The organism is Bradyrhizobium sp. LB11.1 (assembly GCF_040549385.1).
Taxonomy (GTDB): domain Bacteria; phylum Pseudomonadota; class Alphaproteobacteria; order Rhizobiales; family Xanthobacteraceae; genus Bradyrhizobium.
This window is the reverse complement of the sequence record NZ_JBEPTH010000008.1, coordinates 31185-50112: the sequence shown is the minus strand read 5'-3', so window position 1 is coordinate 50112 and position 18928 is coordinate 31185. Positions and strand designations below refer to the sequence as shown.

The following is an 18928-nucleotide window of genomic DNA, read 5'->3' as shown; positions in this document are numbered from 1 at the left end:
AGTTTCGCGAAAGCAGACCTCATGTCCATCCTGATCGACAAGAACACCAAGGTCATCTGCCAGGGCTTTACCGGCAAGAACGGCACCTTCCACTCCGAAGCCGCGATTGCCTATGGCACCAAGATGGTCGGCGGCACCTCGCCCGGCAAAGGCGGCGCGACCCATCTGAACCTGCCGGTGTTCGACACCGTCCGCGAGGCGCGTGAGAAGACTGGCGCGGATGCGTCGGTGATCTACGTTCCGCCGCCGGGTGCGGCCGATGCGATCTGCGAAGCCATCGACGCCGAGATCCCGCTGATCGTCTGCATCACCGAGGGCATTCCGGTCATCGACATGGTGCGCGTGAAGCGCTCGCTGGCCGCTTCCAAGTCGCGCCTGATCGGGCCGAACTGCCCGGGCGTCATGACCGCGGGCGAGTGCAAGATCGGCATCATGCCCGCCAACATCTTCAAAACCGGCTCCGTCGGCATCGTCTCCCGCTCGGGCACGCTGACCTATGAAGCCGTGTTCCAGACCTCCCAGGAAGGCCTCGGCCAGACCACGGCAGTCGGCATCGGCGGCGACCCGGTCAAGGGAACCGAGTTCATCGACGTGCTGGAAATGCTCCTCGCCGACCCCAAGACCGAGTCGATCATCATGATCGGCGAGATCGGCGGTTCCGCCGAGGAAGACGCCGCCCAGTTCCTCAAGGACGAAGCCAAGCGCGGCCGCAAGAAGCCGATGGTTGGCTTCATCGCCGGTGTCACCGCACCTCCCGGCCGCCGCATGGGCCACGCGGGCGCGATCATTTCGGGCGGCAAGGGCGACGCCGGTTCCAAGACCGACGCGATGAAATCCGCAGGGATTACAGTGTCGCCGTCTCCCGCTCGCCTCGGCCACACGCTTGCCGAAAAATTGAAGGGCTAATTCACTCCTTCGTACTTTTCCGGGCGAAGTTTCGCAGCAAATAGGGTAAATGGTGCCTGTCGCGTTGAGCCTCTGCCGGGGAGCTCGACGCCAGCGCCGTTTGTTATGCGCGAACCGAAATCGCCAGGAACTCAAGCATGTCTCGCCAGGACGCGAACGCAGCCTTTGCCCTCTCATCCTTTTTGCAGGGCACCAACGCCACCTATATCGACGAAATCTACGCCCGCTACGAGAATGACCCGTCCTCGGTCGACGCCGAGTGGCAGGAGTTCTTCAAGAGCCTGAAGGACCAGCCGGACGACGTCCGCCGCAACGCCCAGGGCCCGTCCTGGGAGCGCGCCAACTGGCCGCTGACACCCCAGGACGACCTGACATCCGCCCTCGACGGCAACTGGGCCGAAGTCGAGAAGGCCGTCGGCAGCAAGATCGCCGCCAAGGCGCAGGCCAAGGCTGGCGACAAAGGCGTCAGCATTTCCTCCGCCGAAGTGCTCCAGGCCACGCGCGACTCGGTCCGTGCGCTGATGCTGATCCGCTCCTACCGCATGCGCGGCCACTTCCACGCCAAGCTCGACCCGCTCGGGATCGAAGCCCCGCGCAATCGCGAAGAGCTCGACCCGCGCACCTACGGCTTCAGCGAAGCCGATTTCGACCGCAAGATCTTCCTCGATCACGTGCTCGGCCTCGAATACGCCAGCTTGCGCGAGATCACCGTGATCTGCGAGCGGACTTACTGCCAGACGCTCGGCGTCGAGTTCATGCACATCACCAATGCCGCGCAGAAGGCGTGGATCCAGGAGCGCATCGAGGGCCCGGACAAGGAGATCTCTTTCACCCGCGAAGGCCGTCGCGCCATCCTGATGAAGCTGGTCGAAGCTGAAGGCTTCGAAAAATTCTGCGACACCAAGTTCACGGGGACCAAGCGCTTCGGTCTCGACGGCGCCGAATCGTTGATCCCGGCGCTCGAACAGATCATCAAGCGCGGCGGCAATCTCGGCGTGAAGGAAGTCGTGGTCGGCATGCCGCATCGCGGCCGCCTCAACGTGCTGACGCAGGTGATGGGCAAGCCGCACCGCGCGCTGTTTCACGAATTCAAGGGCGGCTCGGCCAATCCAGACGCTGTCGAAGGCTCCGGCGACGTCAAGTACCACCTCGGTGCATCCTCGGACCGCGAGTTCGATGGCAACCGCATCCATCTGTCGCTGACCGCGAACCCGTCGCATCTCGAGATCGTCGATCCCGTGGTGCTCGGCAAGGTCCGCGCCAAGCAAGACCAGCATGGCGATCCGCCGGACCAGCGGATCTCGGTGATGCCGCTGCTGATGCACGGCGACGCGGCGTTCGCGGGCCAGGGCGTGGTCGCGGAATGCTTCGGTCTGTCCGACCTGAAGGGCTACCGCACCGGCGGCTCCGTGCACTTCATCGTCAACAACCAGATCGGTTTCACCACCTATCCGCGTTACTCGCGCTCCTCGCCCTATCCGTCGGATGTGGCGAAGATGATCGACGCGCCGATCTTCCACGTGAACGGCGACGATCCGGAGGCCGTGGTGTTCGCGGCCAAGGTTGCGACCGAGTTCCGGCAGAAATTCCACAAGCCCGTTGTCATCGACATGTTCTGCTACCGCAGGCATGGCCACAACGAGGGTGACGAGCCGGCTTTCACCCAGCCGGTGATGTACAAGAAGATCGCGGCTCATCCGACGACGCTGGAGCTCTATGCCCGCCGTCTGATCAGCGAAGGCGTGCTGACCGAGGGCGAGGTCGACAAGGCCAAGGCGGACTGGCGCGCGCGGCTCGATGCCGAGCTCGAAGCCGGCTCGGGTTACAAGCCCAACAAGGCCGATTGGCTCGACGGCAAATGGGCCGGCTTCAAGATCGCCGACCAGGAAGAAGATGCGCGCCGCGGCGTCACCGGCGTGGACATCGCCGAGCTGAAGGATATCGGCCGCAAGATCACCAAGGTTCCGGACGGCTTCCGTGCCCACCGCACCATCCAGCGTTTCCTCGAAAACCGCTCCAAGGCGATCGACGGCGGCACGGGTATCGACTGGGCGACCGGCGAGGCGCTGGCGTTCTGCACGCTGCTCAACGAGAACCATCACGTCCGTCTGTCCGGACAGGATTCGGAGCGCGGCACATTCTCGCAGCGCCATTCGGTCCTGATCGACCAGGAGGACGAGAGCCGCTACACGCCGTTCAACCATCTCGGCAACGACCAGGGCCATTACGAGGTCATCAACTCGCTGCTGTCGGAAGAGGCCGTGCTCGGCTTCGAATACGGCTACTCGCTTGCCGAGCCGAACACGCTGACGCTGTGGGAAGCCCAGTTCGGCGACTTCGCCAACGGTGCGCAGGTCGTGTTCGACCAGTTCATCTCCTCGGGCGAGCGCAAATGGCTGCGCATGTCCGGCCTCGTCTGCCTCCTGCCGCACGGCTATGAGGGTCAGGGACCGGAGCATTCCTCGGCGCGTCTGGAGCGTTATCTCCAGATGTGCGCGGAAGACAACATGCAGGTGGTCTATCCGACCACGCCGGCGAACTACTTCCACTCGCTGCGCCGCCAGCTTCATCGCGAGATTCGCAAGCCGCTGATCCTGATGACGCCGAAGTCGCTGCTGCGTCACAAGCGGGCGGTGTCGCGTCTCGAAGAGCTCGCGAAGGGCACGACCTTCCACCGCATCCTGTATGATGACGCCCAGATGCTGCCGAATGAGGCGATCAAGCTCGTTCCGGACGACAAGATCCGCCGCATCGTGCTCTGCACCGGCAAGGTCTATTACGACCTCTACGAGGAGCGCGAGAAGCGCGGCATCGACGACATCTACCTGATGCGCGTCGAGCAGCTCTATCCGGTGCCGCTGAAGGCGCTGGTGGCCGAGCTGTCCCGCTTCAAGAAGGCGGAAGTGATCTGGTGCCAGGAAGAGCCGCGCAACATGGGCGCGTGGCACTTCATCGAGCCTTATCTGGAATGGGTGCTGAACCAGGCGAACGGTGTGAGCCGGCGTCCGCGTTATGTCGGCCGCGCCGCTTCCGCCGCGACCGCCACTGGTCTGATGTCCAAGCATCAGGCGCAGTTGAAGGCGTTCCTGGACGAAGCACTGAGCTGAACTTTTTCGAACTGCGTCATGCCCCGCCCCCAGCGCGCTCTTGCGCACAAGGGCGGGGCATCCAGCAAGACATGACGTCCTCGTGCATGCGATGCGTCCCGGCTTGCTGGATGGCCTGCTTTTCCCCGGCCGTGGCTTCCGAATTCATGACCGCATTGGCGATCTCCTTAAGGAAAAGACCATGACTGAAATTCGTGTGCCGACGCTCGGCGAATCCGTCACCGAGGCCACCATCGGCCGCTGGTTCAAGAAGGCCGGCGACGCCGTCGCCGTCGACGAGCCCTTGGTGGAGCTCGAGACCGACAAAGTCACCATCGAGGTCCCGGCGCCGTCCGCCGGCACGTTGAGCGAGATCATCGCCGCCGACGGGACGACCGTTGCGGTCGGTGCGCTGCTCGGCCAGATCACCGAAGGCGCCGCCGGTGCCAAGCCGGCTGCTGCTCCCGCCAAGCCCGCCGCTGCTGCTGCCCCGGCTGCCGCTGCTGCCGCGCCGGCCCCGGCTGCGAAGGCGCCGCCGGCCGATGCGCCGCTCGCGCCGTCCGTGCGAAAACTCTCCGCCGAGACCGGCGTCGATGCCTCGACCGTTCCGGGCTCCGGCAAGGACGGCCGCGTCACCAAGGGCGACATGCTCGCGGCGATCGAGCGCGCGGCCTCCGCGCCGACCCCGGTCAACCAGCCCGCCGCTGCCGTGCAGGTGCGCAGCGCCTCGCCGGCCGATGACGCCGCCCGCGAAGAGCGCGTCAAGATGACCCGGCTGCGCCAGACCATCGCGCGCCGCCTCAAGGACGTGCAGAACACCGCCGCGATGCTGACGACCTTCAACGAGGTCGACATGACCAACGTCATGGCGCTGCGCGCGCACTACAAGGATGCGTTCGAGAAGAAGCACGGCTCGAAGCTCGGCTTCATGGGCTTCTTCACCAAGGCCGTCGTGCAGGGGCTGAAGGACATCCCGGCGGTCAACGCCGAGATCGATGGCACCGATTTGATCTACAAGAACTACTATCACATCGGCGTCGCCGTCGGCACCGACAAGGGTCTCGTCGTGCCCGTGGTGCGCGATTGCGACAACAAGTCGATCGCCGACATCGAGAAGGGCATCGCCGATTTCGGTCGCCGCGCCCGTGACGGCCAGCTCAAGATCGACGAGATGCAGGGCGGCACCTTCACCATCACCAATGGCGGCATCTACGGCTCGCTGATGTCGACCCCGATCCTGAACGCGCCGCAGTCCGGCATCCTCGGCATGCACAAGATCCAGGACCGTCCGATGGTCGTCGGCGGCAAGGTCGAGGTCCGCCCGATGATGTATCTGGCGCTGTCCTACGATCACCGCGTGATCGATGGCAAGGAAGCCGTCACTTTCCTGGTTCGCGTCAAGGAGAGCCTGGAAGATCCGGCGCGCCTGGTGCTCGATCTCTGATCTCTGATGTCTTGAAAGCGCCGTCGCCTCCATGGGCGGCGGCGTTTGTCGAAGGATGGAGAGGAACGTGACGGATAAAGTCGTTGTCATCACCGGCGGCAGCCGCGGCATCGGGCGGGCGACCGCGCTGGCCGCAGCCGCGCGCGGGTTCCGCGTCGTGGTCGGCTACGCCACCAACAAGACGGCCGCCGACGAGGTCGTCGCCGAGATCGCGGCCAGCAACGGCAAGGCCATCGCGGTGAAGTGCGATGTCGCCGAGGAAAGCGATATCGTCGCGCTGTTCAAGGAAGCCGACAAGTTCGGCGCGCTTGGCGCGCTCGTCAACAATGGCGGCATTGTCGGCAAGAGCGGCGTACGCGTCGACGAGATGTCGGCCGAGCGCATCCAGCGCGTGATGGCGGTCAACGTTACCGGCTCCATTCTTTGCGCGCGCGAAGCCGTCAAGCGGATGTCGACCAAGCACGGCGGCCAGGGCGGCGTCATCGTCAATCTGTCATCGGTTGCTGCCAAGCTCGGCGCGCCCAACACCTATGTCGACTATGCCGCGTCCAAGGGCGCGATCGATTCCTTCACCATCGGCCTCGGTTACGAGGTCGCAAGCGAAGGCATTCGCGTCGCGGGTATTCGCCCCGGCCTGATCGATACGGAGATTCACGCCTCCGGCGGTGAACCCGACCGGCACCATCGTCTGGCCCACATGGTACCGATGAAGCGCGTCGGCACCGCGGATGAAATTGCCAATGCCATCGTCTGGCTGATGTCGGACGAGGCCTCCTACGTTACCGCAGCAACTCTCGATGTGTCCGGCGGACGCTGACGCGCCGCGCGGACGCTGACACATCTTTCCACGCTAAACTTACGGGACCTCTCTCATGGCTACCTACGATCTCGTCGTCATCGGCACCGGACCCGGCGGTTATGTCTGCGCGGTGCGCGCAAGCCAGCTCGGCATGAAAGTCGCCGTGGTCGAAAAGAACGCCACGCTCGGCGGCACCTGCCTCAATGTCGGCTGCATGCCGTCGAAGGCGCTGCTGCACGCCTCCGAAATGTTCGAGGAAGCCGGGCATTCCTTTGCCAAGATGGGCGTCAGCATTTCAGCGCCGAAGCTCGAATTGCCGGCGATGATGAACTTCAAGCAGCAGGGCATCGACGGCAACGTCAAGGGCGTCGAGTTCCTGATGAAGAAGAACAAGGTCGACGTGCTCAAGGGCACCGGCAAGATTTTGGGCACCGGGAAGGTGCAAGTCTCCGCCGACGGCAAGTCGCAGGTGATCGAGACCAGGAACATCGTGATCGCCACCGGCTCGGACATCGCGCGTCTCAAGGGCATCGAGATTGACGAGAAACGCATCGTGTCATCGACCGGCGCGCTGTCGCTGGACAAAGTCCCCGGCAAGCTGCTGATCGTCGGCGCCGGCGTGATCGGCCTCGAACTCGGCTCGGTCTGGCATCGTCTCGGCGCCGAAGTCGTCGTCGTCGAATTTTTGGATCGCATCCTGCCCGGCATGGACGGCGAGATCGCCAAGCAGTTCCAGCGCATCCTCGAGAAGCAGGGCTTTGCGTTCAAGCTCGGCGCCAAGGTCACCGCGGTCGACACCTCCGGCAAGACGCTGAAGGCGACAATAGAGCCCGCTGCCGGCGGCGCTGCCGAGACGTTAGAGGCCGACGTCGTGCTCGTCTGCATCGGCCGCGTGCCCTACACCGACGGGCTCGGCCTGAAGGAAGCCGGCGTTGCGCTCGACCCCCGCGGTCGCGTGCAAATCGATCCGCATTTCGCCACCAGCCTGAAGGGCGTCTATGCCATCGGCGACGTCGTCGCCGGTCCCATGCTCGCGCACAAGGCCGAGGATGAAGGCGTTGCCGTTGCGGAAATCATTGCAGGGCAAGCCGGTCACGTGAACTACGACGTTATCCCAGGCGTTGTGTATACCACTCCGGAAGTGTCCTCCGTCGGCAAGACCGAGGAAGAGCTGAAGCATGCCGGCGTGGCTTATACGGTCGGGAAGTTTCCCTTTACCGCCAACGGCCGCTCCAAGGTCAATCAGACCACCGACGGCTTCGTAAAGATTCTCGCAGATGCGAAGACCGATCGCGTGCTCGGCGTGCACATTATCGGCATTGAGGCCGGCGAAATGATCCATGAGGCCTGCGTTCTCATGGAGTTTGGTGGCAGTGCGGAAGATCTCGCCCGCACCTGCCATGCGCATCCGACCCGCTCGGAGGCCATCAAGGAGGCCGCGCTTGCAGTCGGCAAGCGGGCCATCCATATGTAGCGACGCGCCCAGGGCTGAATCGGGCGGGAAACACATGCTGCGCCGCTTTCTTCAACCTGTCTGGGTCCTGCTGGCGATCATCTTCCTGATCGAAGCCTGGCTGTGGGACCATTGCGAACCGATCGTCGCGCGGGTTGTCGCACTCATTCCGCTTGCGCGGTTCAAGCAATGGCTGTCGGAGCGCGTCGACGCACTATCCCCGGCGATGACGTTGATCGTCTTTGCCGTCCCGATCATCCCGCTGTTTCCGCTCAAGCTGGTCGGCCTGTGGCTGCTCGCGCATGAATACTGGACCAGCGCGGTCTTCACGATCCTGTTCGCAAAGATGGTCGGCGTCGGCGTCACCGCCTTCGTGTTCGACGTTACGCGCGACAAGCTCCTGGAGATGCACTGGTTCGAGCAGCTCTATGAGCTGGTACTGAGGCTGCGCGCCAAGGCCACCGAATTGGTCGAACCGATCAAGGGGCGCATCCGCGAGCTGGTCAAGGGCAACGGCGAAGGCTGGTCCGCGCGCACGCTTCGCCTGATCCAGCGTTTTCGCAAGAGCGTGCACGAGGCGCGGTGAGCCTCGCCACGTGACGGTCGCGTAGCCCGGATGGAGCGTAGCGCATCCGGGACTGTCGACCCCGCATTCCGCTGCGCTCCATGCGGGCTACAAGTGCCGCATTACCTCACCCGTGCAGATGCAACAGGTGCGGCGCCCATGCGCCGAGCACGGTCATGGCAAGTCCGGCGAGCGTCAGCAGGCCGGCGACCCCGGCGAGGGGAAGCATGCCGGTGATGATCGTGGCGGATGCCAGCACGATGCCGATCTGGAAGGCGGCGGACGCCAGCTCGAAGTGATGATATTTCGCGGTCGCCTCGTCGCGCAGGTGCTCGGCTTCCTTGGCCTTCTCGGCGAGCTGCTCGGTGCCTTCGCCGGTTTCGGGCTCCGAGCGGTAGCGCGCCGCGGTCTTCTGCCAGTCGTCGATCTGCTTCTGCACCGCGGCCTTCATGGCGTCGTCGGTGGCGGTGCCCAGTGTCAGCTTGCCCTGGTCGGCGGCAGTCTGCACGACGGTGCGGCGGATGCTCTTGGCCTGGAAGAACGCCCAGAGATTTGAGGCCTCGACGTTCTTGCTGATCGACTCGGTCTGGGCGCCCTTGCCGAGCGTTTCGGAGATCGCCAGGAACAGCGCCAGCACTGCGATCAGAAGGGCGATCTTCTTGTTCTCGCCGGATGCGTGCTCGGCATGCTCGGCGTGCTCCATGCTCTCGTGTGCACTCATATTCCCCTCCTGCCTCGGTTCCGCAACGATTGACCGAACCGCGGGCGCTGCGCAAGAGGCATGCTTGCGATGACAGCTTGATGTCAGGAAACAGTCGTTTCTTCAGCGTCGCGGATGCGCGCTCGCATAGACCTCCAGCAGCCGCTCGGAATCGATGCCGGTATAGATCTGCGTGGTCGAGAGCGAGGAATGGCCGAGCAATTCCTGAATCGCGCGCAGATCGCCGCCGCGCGAGAGCAGATGCGTGGCGAAGGAGTGCCGCAGCGCGTGCGGCGTGGCGCTGTCGGGCAGGCCGAGCGCGCCGCGCAGCCGCTCCATCGCGAGCTGGATGATGCGTGGGCTCAACGGACCGCCGCGCGCGCCGACGAAAATTGGCCCCTCCGGCGGCAGCGTATGCGGGCACATCCCGACATATTCGTCGATCAGCGCAAGCACGTTTTGCAGCACCGGCACCATACGCGTCTTGTTGCCTTTGCCGGTGACGATCAGCACATCGCCTTCGCCGGGCCGCGGCACCTCGCGGCGTTTCAGGCCGAGCGCCTCAGAGATGCGCAGGCCTGATCCATAGAGCAGCGCCATCACGGCGGCGTCGCGTACCAGAATCCAGGTCTCGCGGTCCTCGCCGGCGCGCTCGTCGGCGTCGACGAGACGCTTCGCCGATGCCATCGGCAGCGGCTTTGGCAAGGTTTTTGCGACTTTCGGTGCGCGGATGGCGGAGAGTGCGCCGACCTTGCCCTTGCCCTCGCGCTCCAGGAAACGGCCAAACGAGCGCAGGCCGGCGAGCGCGCGCATCAGCGAGCGGCCGGCAATATCGTCGGCGCGGCGCATCGCCATGAAGGCGCGGATGTCGGTGGCTTCGAGCGACGCAAAGCGGGCGAGCGTCACGCGTTCGCCCCAATGGCTGCACAGGAAATCCAGGCACTGTCTGAGGTCGCGGGCGTAGGCCTCCAGCGTCTTCGGCGACAGCCGCCGCTCGGCGCCGAGATGCGCCAGCCAGCGCGTCATCTCCTGCGCGATCGAGGGATCGGCGCTGGCGAGCTCGATGGGTGGGGCGGCCGCTTTGCTCATGCGCTCTGGACGTAATGATTCCGCACAGTATATCGCATCACACCCGTTTACTGTTCGCTAAGGCGGCGCCACGGCGCTAGCCTCAAGGCCCCCAGGTTCCGATTCTCCCTCCATGGATCATTCGTCGCGCAGCAACACCGCCCCCGCCAACGCGACCCGCATGGTCGACGTGCTGGTGCCGGTCGCGCTCGACCAGACCTATTCCTACAAGGTGCCGCGCGGCATGGAGCTGAAGGCGGGCGATCTCGTCGGCGTGCCGCTCGGCGCGCGCGAGGTGCTCGGCGTGGTCTGGGCCGAAAACGCCAATCCCGATCCGCGCCTGCACAACCGCCTCAAGGAGGTCAACGCGAAGCTCGATATCCCGCCGCTCAAGCCCGAGCTGCGCGCGGTCGTCGACTGGGTCGCCAATTACACGCTGAGCCCGCGCGGCATGGTGCTGCGCATGTGCCTTCGCATGGGCGAGAACCTCGGGCCCGAGCGGGTTCGCGCGGGCGTACGCCTGGTCGGCGATCTCCCGAAACGGCTGACACCGGCGCGCCAGCGCGTCATCGAGGTGTTGTCAGACCGGCTGCTGCACGCCAAATCCGAGGCCGCCAAGGAAGCCGGCGTCTCGGCCGGCGTCATCGATGGCCTGGTCGACGAAGGCACGCTCACGGTCGAGCCGATGCCGCCCCCGCCACCGCCGCCGGCCCCCGATCCGGATTTCGGCCGGCCGGATTTTTCGCCGCTGCAGCGTGCCGGCGTGGATGCGATGCGCGCGCTCGCGGCCAACGGAACCTTCCACGTGGCGCTGCTCGACGGCGTCACCGGCTCCGGCAAGACCGAGGTCTATTTCGAGGCGATCGCGGAAACGATACGACGCGGAAAGCAGACGCTGATCCTGATGCCGGAGATCGCGCTCACCGGCCAGTTCCTCGACCGTTTCGCGCAACGTTTTGGCGTGCGGCCGCTGGAATGGCATTCGGAGTTGACGCCGCGCACCCGCGCGCGCAATTGGGCGGCGATTTCGGAAGGCACAGCGCCGGTCGTGGTCGGCGCGCGCTCAGCGCTGTTTCTGCCTTACGCCAATCTCGGCCTGATCGTGGTCGATGAAGAGCACGACCAGGCCTACAAGCAGGACGAGGGCGTGCATTATCACGCCCGCGACATGGCGGTGGTGCGCGCGCATATCGCAAAGATTCCGATCGTGCTGGCCTCCGCCACGCCGTCGGTCGAGTCCGAGGTCAATGCGCGCAAGAGCCGCTATCAGCGCATCGCGCTGCCGTCGCGCTTCGGCGGTCAGCACATGCCGCATATCGAGGCAATCGACATGCGCCGCGAGCCGCCGGCGCGCGGCCGCTTCATCTCGCCGCGGTTGGCAGGCGAGATCACAAAAGCGATCGAAAAGCGCGAGCAGGCGCTGCTATTCCTCAATCGCCGCGGCTATGCGCCGCTGACGCTGTGCAGGGCGTGCGGCCATCGCTTCGCCTGCACCATCTGCGATGCCTGGCTGGTCGATCATCGCTTCCGCCAGCGCCTCGTCTGTCATCATTGCGGCTTCTCGATGCCGCGCCCGCAAACCTGCCCGCACTGCGCGGCGGAGGAATCGCTGGTCGCGGTCGGCCCCGGAGTCGAGCGCTTGCAGGAAGAGGCGGCCGCGCTGTTTCCGGACGCGCGCACGATGGTGCTGTCGAGCGATCTCATCACCTCGATCGAGACGATGCGCATCGAGCTTGCCGAAATCGCGGAGGGCCGCGTCGATATCATCATCGGGACGCAGCTCGTCGCCAAGGGCCACAATTTCCCGCGGCTCAATCTGGTCGGCGTGGTCGATGCGGATCTCGGCCTTAGCAATGGCGATCCGCGTGCCTCGGAACGCACCTGGCAATTGCTCAACCAGGTGATCGGCCGCGCCGGCCGCGAGCAGGGCCGCGGCGTCGGTTATCTCCAGACCCACCAGCCGGATCATCCCGTCATGAAGGCGCTGATCGCCTGCGATCGCGAAGCCTTCTACGACAGCGAGATTGATCTGCGCGAGCGCACGCTCTATCCGCCGTTCGGCCGGCTCGCGAGCCTGATCATTTCGGCGGGCGATCGTCCCAGCGCGGAAGGTCTGGGCCGCAAGCTCGTCGCGCTTGCGCCGCGCGACGAGCGCGTGGTCGTGCTTGGACCGGCCGAGGCCCCGCTCGCCGTGATCAAGGGGCGCTACCGCTTCCGCATCCTGGTGAAGTCGGCGCGCGGTTTTGATCTGTCGGATTATCTGCGGAACTGGCTGGCGGTCTGTCCGAAGCCGAAGGGCAATCAGAAGCTCGAGGTGGACGTCGACCCGCAGAGTTTTTTGTAGGGGCCAGGCACACTCTCTCCCCGTCATTGCGAGCGAAGCGAAGCAATCCAGAGTCCCTCCGCGGAGGCAGTCTGGATTGGTTCGTCGCTGCGCTCCTCGCAATGACGGGGCAAACAAAAAAGCCCGCCGTCCCCCAAGACAGCGGGCCTTATTTCACTCACGCAGCATGTCGCTCACGTGGCATTGCTGCGCTTGAAGCGCCAAGCGCCGTTACGAAACCACTTCCGCGGTGACGCGGCCGACGCCGGCACCGGTGAGGCCGATGGCGCGGGCAGCGCCGGTGGAGAGGTCGAGCACGCGGCCGCGCACGAACGGGCCACGGTCATTGATGGTGACGATGACGCTCGAGCCGCCATGGGTGACGCGCAGCTTGGTGCCGAACGGCAGCGAACGGTGCGCCGCGGTCATGGCGTTCTGGTTGAAGCGCTGGCCCGACGCCGTGCGGCTGCCGGACTCGTTGCCGTAATAGGAGGCCATGCCGGAGAAGCTGCGGCCCGTGCCCGACGACGGCATCATCGATGCATTGGCGTTGCGCCAAGCGGAGGTCGCGCTGGAATCGTCCTGGGCGTGGTGGCGGTGATGGTGAGAATAGCGGTGGTGATGCCTGGATTTGGCGGAAGCTTCGGTGGCAGTTCCCCCAACGAGGAGAGTTGCAGCGACGAAAGCGATCGCCGTACGCGGCCGGGTCGCAGTGCCCAGCGTCTTCAAAGAGAGCATTTAGTGGTCCCTACGCTAGTATTGCCACACGTGTGGCTAATGGAGCCCCCATCATTTTGTGAGCGGGTTGGCGTTTCGATTCCTAATGAGGCGTGAATTGGGCAGTAAATCCGTTCTGTGTCGTCATGAAACATCTTGTGACCGGAATCGATATTCAGCCGATGTCGCTCAATATTTCGATTTAACGATTTGTTAGCGCATTTATTACTTACAAATACTGTAGATCGAAGTCATCGCTATCAGCGTTTAGAATTGGGTAAGTATTCGGAGGGCGCGGTTAGGGTGGATCGAGTCACGCCTCAGCGAGCCGTGTTCATGGCGGCTATGCGCTGGGGGCAGGAACGAATCGGCGACTTGCCGCCGTAACGGTCGCGGCAATTCCGTGGCGTGGCAGGTCCTCATCTCGATCGCCGTGACCGCATCGCGAGCTGCGACGAACTGGCGAAAGAACCTCGTGCCTTTAATTTGGCGTCATGTTGCACGTGCGCGCCTGCTATGTTAGCAAAGCCGCGATTTTAACGGACCCGGCACGTCCCGTGTCGGCCGAGAATCAAAGTCCCGCTTGAATTCCAAGGGCTTGGATCGCTAGGCGCCGCTTTGTGGCGATGGTTTTTCCCTTGCGAATTTGACAGCTAAAAGAGCACGTCTGTGGCTGCAGAAGATACGTCCGTTTCAGGTGTGTCGGGCCGTTATGCAACGGCCTTGTTTGAACTGGCCCGCGACCAGAAAGTGGTCGACGAGGTCAAAGCCGATCTCGGCAAGTTCGAGGGTCTGCTGAACGAAAGCGCCGATCTGAAGCGCCTCGTCCTCAGTCCGGTGTTTGCGGCCGATACCCAGTCCAAGGCCCTCTCGGCCGTTCTGGACAAGGTCGGCATTGCCGGCATCTCCGCCAATTTCCTCAAAGTGCTGACCGCCAACCGCCGCCTGTTCGCGGTGGCCGACGTCATCCGCGCCTATCGCGCTCTCGTCGCCCGGTTCAAGGGCGAGGCGACCGCGGACGTCACGGTGGCGGAAGCGCTCTCGGACAAGAATCTCGACGCCCTCAAGGTTGCCCTGAAGTCGGTGACCGGCAAGGACGTCGCGCTCAACGTGAATGTCGATCCCTCGATTATCGGTGGCCTCGTCGTGAAGCTTGGCAGCCGCATGATCGATAGTTCGCTTCGCACCAAACTCAATTCGATCAAGCACGCGATGAAAGAGGCAGGCTGATGGACATCCGCGCCGCGGAAATTTCCGCGATCCTCAAGGACCAGATCAAGAATTTCGGCCAGGAAGCTGAAGTCTCCGAAGTCGGACAGGTGCTGTCCGTCGGCGACGGTATCGCTCGCGTCTACGGTCTGGACAACGTCCAGGCCGGCGAAATGGTCGAGTTCGAGAACGGCACCCGCGGCATGGCGCTGAACCTCGAAACCGACAACGTCGGTGTCGTTATTTTCGGCGGCGACCGTGAGATCAAGGAAGGCCAGACCGTCAAGCGCACCCGCGCCATCGTGGACGCGCCGGTCGGCAAGGGCCTGCTCGGCCGCGTCGTCGACGGACTCGGTAACCCGATCGACGGCAAGGGTCCGATCCAGGCCGACAAGCGCATGCGTGTCGACGTCAAGGCGCCCGGCATCATTCCGCGCAAATCGGTGAACGAGCCGATGGCGACCGGCCTCAAGGCGATCGACGCCCTGATCCCGATCGGCCGCGGCCAGCGCGAGCTGATCATCGGCGACCGTCAGACCGGCAAGACCGCGATCGCGCTCGATACCATCCTGAACCAGAAGCCGCTCAACGCGCAGCCCGACGAGAACATCAAGCTGTACTGCGTCTACGTCGCAGTCGGCCAGAAGCGTTCGACGGTTGCCCAGTTCGTGAAGGTGCTGGAAGAGCAGGGCGCGCTCGAGTACTCGATCATCGTCGCCGCCACCGCTTCGGATCCGGCGCCGATGCAGTACATCGCGCCGTTCACCGGCTGCACCATGGGCGAATATTTCCGCGACAACGGCATGCACGCGGTCATCATCTATGACGATCTGTCCAAGCAGGCCGTCGCCTACCGCCAGATGTCGCTGCTGCTGCGCCGTCCGCCGGGTCGCGAAGCTTATCCCGGCGACGTGTTCTATCTGCACTCCCGCCTGCTCGAGCGCGCGGCGAAGCTGAACAAGGACCAGGGCTCGGGTTCGCTGACGGCGCTGCCGGTCATTGAAACCCAGGCCAACGACGTGTCGGCCTACATTCCGACCAACGTCATCTCGATCACGGACGGTCAGATCTTCCTCGAAACCGACCTGTTCTTCCAGGGCATTCGTCCCGCGGTGAACGTCGGTCTGTCGGTGTCGCGCGTCGGCTCCTCGGCACAGACCAAGGCCACCAAGAAGGTCGCCGGCAAGATCAAGGGCGAGCTCGCGCAGTACCGCGAAATGGCGGCGTTTGCGCAGTTCGGCTCCGATCTCGACGCCTCGACCCAGCGCTTGCTGAATCGCGGCTCGCGCCTGACCGAGCTCCTGAAGCAGCCGCAGTTCGCGCCGCTGAAGATGGAAGAGCAGGTCTGCGTGATCTGGGCCGGCACCAACGGCTATCTCGATCCGCTCCCGGTCAACAAGGTGCGCGCGTTCGAGGACGGTCTGTTGTCGCTGCTGCGCGGCAAGAACGTCGAGATCCTCAATTCGATCCGCGACACCCGCGACCTCACGGACGACACCGCCGCGAAGCTGAAGTCGGTGGTCGAGGCTTTCGCGAAGAGCTTCGCGTAAGAAGCCGTCATGGCCGGGCGAAAGTGCGAAGCACGTCTTCGCATTTGATGTCCCGGTCATCCACGCGGTACTGCGTGGAGACGAAGACGTGGATGCCCGGGACGAGCCCGGGCACGACGACAAGACAGGGTCGCGGTCCAGCCACAGGCTGATCGCCGGGGTGAACGAAGAATGGCGTCACTTAAAGACATGCGCGTCCGCATCGCCTCCACCAAGGCGACGCAAAAGATCACCAAGGCCATGCAGATGGTCGCGGCGTCCAGATTGCGCCGCGCCCAGCAGGCGGCGGAAGCTGCACGCCCCTATGCCGACAAGATGAGCGCGGTGATCTCCAATATCGCCAGCGCTGCCGCAGGTTCGCCCGGTGCGCCGGCGCTGCTCGCCGGCACCGGCAAGGATCAGGTTCACCTGCTGCTCGTCTGCACCGGCGAGCGCGGTCTGTCCGGCGCTTTCAACTCCTCGATCGTGCGCCTCGCGCGCGAGCGCGCCCAGGCGCTGATGGCCCAGGGCAAGGACGTGAAATTCTTCTGCGTCGGTCGCAAGGGCTATGAGCAGCTCCGTCGCCTGTTCGACAAGCAGATCGTCGAGCATCTCGACCTGCGCGGCGTTCGTCAGCTCGGCTTCGTCAACGCCGAGGACATCGCCAAGAAGGTGCTGGCCCGTTTCGACAACGGCGAGTTCGACGTCTGCACGCTGTTCTACGCGCAGTTCAAGTCGGTGATTGCCCAGATCCCGACCGCGCAGCAGATCATTCCGCTGGTCGTGGAAGAAAAGGCGGCGAACGCGCCGTCGACGTCCTACGAATATGAGCCGGAGGAGGACGAACTCCTCTCGGGCCTGTTACCGCGCAACATCGCTGTCCAGATCTTCCGCGCGCTGCTCGAGAACAACGCCTCGTTCTACGGCGCGCAGATGAGTTCGATGGACAACGCCACCCGTAACGCCGGCGAAATGATCCGCAAGCAAACCCAGATCTACAACCGAACCCGTCAAGCCCAGATCACCAAGGAGCTGATCGAGATCATCTCCGGCGCCGAGGCGGTCTGACGCACGAACCAAACGACGGTCGTTCAAGTACAGAATTTCGAAGGAGAGCTTCATGGCTACAGCAGCTAACCCGGTCGGTCGCGTCACCCAGGTCATGGGCGCCGTCGTCGACGTTCAGTTCGAAGGCCACCTGCCGGCCATTCTCAATTCGCTCGAAACCAAGAACGGCAATATCCGCCTCGTGCTGGAAGTTGCGCAGCATCTCGGTGAGTCCACCGTGCGCACGATCGCGATGGACGTGACCGAGGGTCTGGTGCGCGGCCAGGAAGTAACCGACACCGGTTCGCCGATCCGCGTTCCGGTCGGCGAAGGCACGCTCGGCCGCATCATCAACGTCATCGGCGAGCCGATCGACGAAGCCGGCCCGGTCAAGTCGGAAGGCCTGCGCGCCATCCATCAGGAAGCGCCGAGCTACACCGACCAGTCGACTGAAGCTGAAATTCTCGTCACCGGCATCAAGGTCGTCGATCTTCTTGCTCCGTATGCGAAGGGCGGCAAGATCGGCCTGTTCGGCGGCGCCGGCGTCGGCAAGACCGTGCTGATTCAGGAGCTGATCAACAACGTCGCGAAGGCGCACGGCGGCTACTCCGTGTTCGCCGGCGTCGGCGAGCGTACCCGCGAGGGTAACGATCTCTATCACGAGTTCATCGAATCCAAGGTCAACGCCGATCCCAAGAATCCGGATCCGAGCGTGAAGTCGAAGTGCGCGCTGGTGTTCGGCCAGATGAACGAGCCCCCGGGCGCCCGCGCCCGCGTCGCGCTCACCGGCCTGACCATCGCGGAAGATTTCCGCGACAAGGGCCAGGACGTGCTGTTCTTCGTCGACAATATCTTCCGCTTCACCCAGGCCGGTTCCGAAGTGTCGGCGCTGCTCGGCCGTATTCCTTCGGCCGTGGGTTATCAGCCGACGCTCGCGACCGACATGGGCGCGCTGCAGGAGCGCATCACCACCACGCAGAAGGGTTCGATCACCTCGGTGCAGGCCATCTACGTTCCGGCCGACGATTTGACCGACCCGGCGCCCGCGACCTCGTTCGCGCATCTTGATGCGACCACCACGCTGTCGCGCTCGATCGCCGAAAAGGGCATCTATCCGGCGGTGGATCCGCTCGACTCGACCTCGCGCATGCTCTCCCCGCTGGTCGTCGGCGAGGAGCACTACGCAGTCGCCCGTCAGGTCCAGCAGGTGCTGCAGCGCTACAAGGCGCTGCAGGACATCATCGCCATTCTCGGCATGGACGAGCTTTCGGAAGAGGACAAGCTGACGGTGGCCCGGGCCCGCAAGGTCGAGCGCTTCATGTCGCAGCCGTTCTTCGTCGCCGAAATCTTCACGGGTTCGCCGGGCAAGTTCGTCGATCTCGCCGACACCATCAAGGGCTTCAAGGGCCTGGTGGAAGGCAAGTACGACCACCTGCCGGAAGCCGCCTTCTACATGGTCGGTACCATTGAAGAGGCGGTCGAGAAGGGCAAGAAGCTGGCGGCGGAAGCTGCCTAAGAGGCGAATGGCGAATAGGGAGTAGCGAAGTCCGCTCTCCCGACCGCCACTCGCTATTCGCCACTCGCTATTTGCAAGGGCATCTCAATGGCCACCTTCCACTTCGATCTCGTCTCTCCGGAAAAGCTCGCGTTCTCGGGCGAAGTCGACCAGGTCGATATTCCCGGCGTCGAAGGTGACTTCGGCGTGCTGGCGGGGCATGCGCCGGTCGTGGCTGCGATCCGCCCCGGCATCCTCACCGTCACCACCGGCGGCAAGCACGAGAAGGTCATCGTGCTCGGCGGTCTCGCCGAAGTCTCTGAAAAGGGTCTGACGGTTCTGGCCGATGTCGCGACGTCGCTGGCCGATCTCGATCGCGCCCAGTTCGCCGAGACCATCTCCGGGATGGAAGAAGGGCTGAAGGAGCACGAAGGCAGCGAGCTCGATCAGGCCATCGAGCGACTCGATCACTTCAAGAGCATCCAGCAGCAGCTCAACTCCACGGCTATGCACTAAGCCCCGGCGCACTGCTCCGGGGCTCAAACTCGAATTTCTGAACAGGATCAGCGCTCGTCACGGAAGTGGCG

Annotated in this window: 15 protein-coding genes; 12 read left to right on the top strand and 3 right to left on the bottom strand. The window is 64.1% G+C overall.

The features are described from left to right. The first annotated feature begins 21 nt into the window (after positions 1-21). The 6 genes from sucD (at position 22) to ABIA96_RS21320 (ending at position 8274) form a co-directional block, all read left to right on the top strand. Positions 22-906: a succinate--CoA ligase subunit alpha gene (sucD, locus tag ABIA96_RS21345; RefSeq protein ID WP_354139026.1), complete on the top strand. Its 885-nt coding sequence runs from the start codon at positions 22-24 to the stop codon at positions 904-906. Between the two features lie 137 nt (positions 907-1043). Then, positions 1044-4013 (top strand): 2-oxoglutarate dehydrogenase E1 component, encoded by a 2970-nt coding sequence (locus tag ABIA96_RS21340; protein ID WP_354139025.1) that lies wholly within the window; start codon positions 1044-1046, stop codon positions 4011-4013. 181 nt (positions 4014-4194) lie between these two features. Then, positions 4195-5436: a 2-oxoglutarate dehydrogenase complex dihydrolipoyllysine-residue succinyltransferase gene (gene odhB, locus ABIA96_RS21335; protein WP_354139024.1), complete on the top strand. Its 1242-nt coding sequence runs from the start codon at positions 4195-4197 to the stop codon at positions 5434-5436. 55 nt (positions 5437-5491) lie between these two features. Next, positions 5492-6253: an SDR family oxidoreductase gene (locus ABIA96_RS21330; protein WP_502918843.1), complete on the top strand. Its 762-nt coding sequence runs from the start codon at positions 5492-5494 to the stop codon at positions 6251-6253. Positions 6254-6308: 55 nt separating this feature from the next. After that, positions 6309-7709: a dihydrolipoyl dehydrogenase gene (gene lpdA, locus ABIA96_RS21325; protein ID WP_354139022.1), complete on the top strand. Its 1401-nt coding sequence runs from the start codon at positions 6309-6311 to the stop codon at positions 7707-7709. 34 nt (positions 7710-7743) lie between these two features. After that, positions 7744-8274 carry a hypothetical protein gene (locus ABIA96_RS21320; protein WP_354139021.1) on the top strand — a complete coding sequence of 177 codons (531 nt, stop codon included), beginning with the start codon at positions 7744-7746 and terminating at the stop codon, positions 8272-8274. Between the two features lie 106 nt (positions 8275-8380). Here ABIA96_RS21320 and ABIA96_RS21315 read toward each other — a convergent pair whose 3' ends face one another. Then, positions 8381-8974, bottom strand: a complete 594-nt coding sequence (locus ABIA96_RS21315) for a DUF4337 domain-containing protein (protein ID WP_354139020.1) — start codon at positions 8972-8974, stop codon at positions 8381-8383. A 102-nt stretch (positions 8975-9076) separates the two neighbouring features. Then, positions 9077-10042, bottom strand: coding sequence for a tyrosine recombinase XerC (locus ABIA96_RS21310; protein WP_354139019.1), 966 nt, complete (start codon positions 10040-10042; stop codon positions 9077-9079). 112 nt (positions 10043-10154) lie between these two features. Between ABIA96_RS21310 and ABIA96_RS21305 the strand changes: the two genes are divergently transcribed. Next, positions 10155-12365: a primosomal protein N' gene (locus tag ABIA96_RS21305; RefSeq protein ID WP_354139018.1), complete on the top strand. Its 2211-nt coding sequence runs from the start codon at positions 10155-10157 to the stop codon at positions 12363-12365. A 210-nt stretch (positions 12366-12575) separates the two neighbouring features. On the opposite strand, the gene ABIA96_RS21300 is transcribed toward ABIA96_RS21305, so the two are convergent. Further along, positions 12576-13082 (bottom strand): septal ring lytic transglycosylase RlpA family protein, encoded by a 507-nt coding sequence (locus ABIA96_RS21300; protein WP_354139017.1) that lies wholly within the window; start codon positions 13080-13082, stop codon positions 12576-12578. Between the two features lie 648 nt (positions 13083-13730). Between ABIA96_RS21300 and ABIA96_RS21295 the strand changes: the two genes are divergently transcribed. The 5 genes from ABIA96_RS21295 (at position 13731) to ABIA96_RS21275 (ending at position 18857) form a co-directional block, all read left to right on the top strand. Further along, positions 13731-14291 (top strand): F0F1 ATP synthase subunit delta, encoded by a 561-nt coding sequence (locus tag ABIA96_RS21295; protein WP_354139016.1) that lies wholly within the window; start codon positions 13731-13733, stop codon positions 14289-14291. After that, positions 14291-15820 (top strand): F0F1 ATP synthase subunit alpha, encoded by a 1530-nt coding sequence (atpA, locus tag ABIA96_RS21290; RefSeq protein ID WP_354139015.1) that lies wholly within the window; start codon positions 14291-14293, stop codon positions 15818-15820. Before ABIA96_RS21295 ends, atpA begins: the two co-directional genes overlap by 1 nt. Before the next feature lie 171 nt (positions 15821-15991). Continuing rightward, the gene (locus ABIA96_RS21285) at positions 15992-16867 is read left to right on the top strand and encodes a F0F1 ATP synthase subunit gamma (RefSeq protein WP_354139014.1); all 876 of its coding nucleotides are present in this window, start codon (positions 15992-15994) and stop codon (positions 16865-16867) included. Between the two features lie 52 nt (positions 16868-16919). Then, positions 16920-18362, top strand: a complete 1443-nt coding sequence (gene atpD / locus ABIA96_RS21280) for a F0F1 ATP synthase subunit beta (protein ID WP_354139013.1) — start codon at positions 16920-16922, stop codon at positions 18360-18362. An 87-nt stretch (positions 18363-18449) separates the two neighbouring features. Beyond that, positions 18450-18857 carry a F0F1 ATP synthase subunit epsilon gene (locus ABIA96_RS21275; RefSeq protein ID WP_354139012.1) on the top strand — a complete coding sequence of 136 codons (408 nt, stop codon included), beginning with the start codon at positions 18450-18452 and terminating at the stop codon, positions 18855-18857. Positions 18858-18928 lie beyond the last annotated feature (71 nt).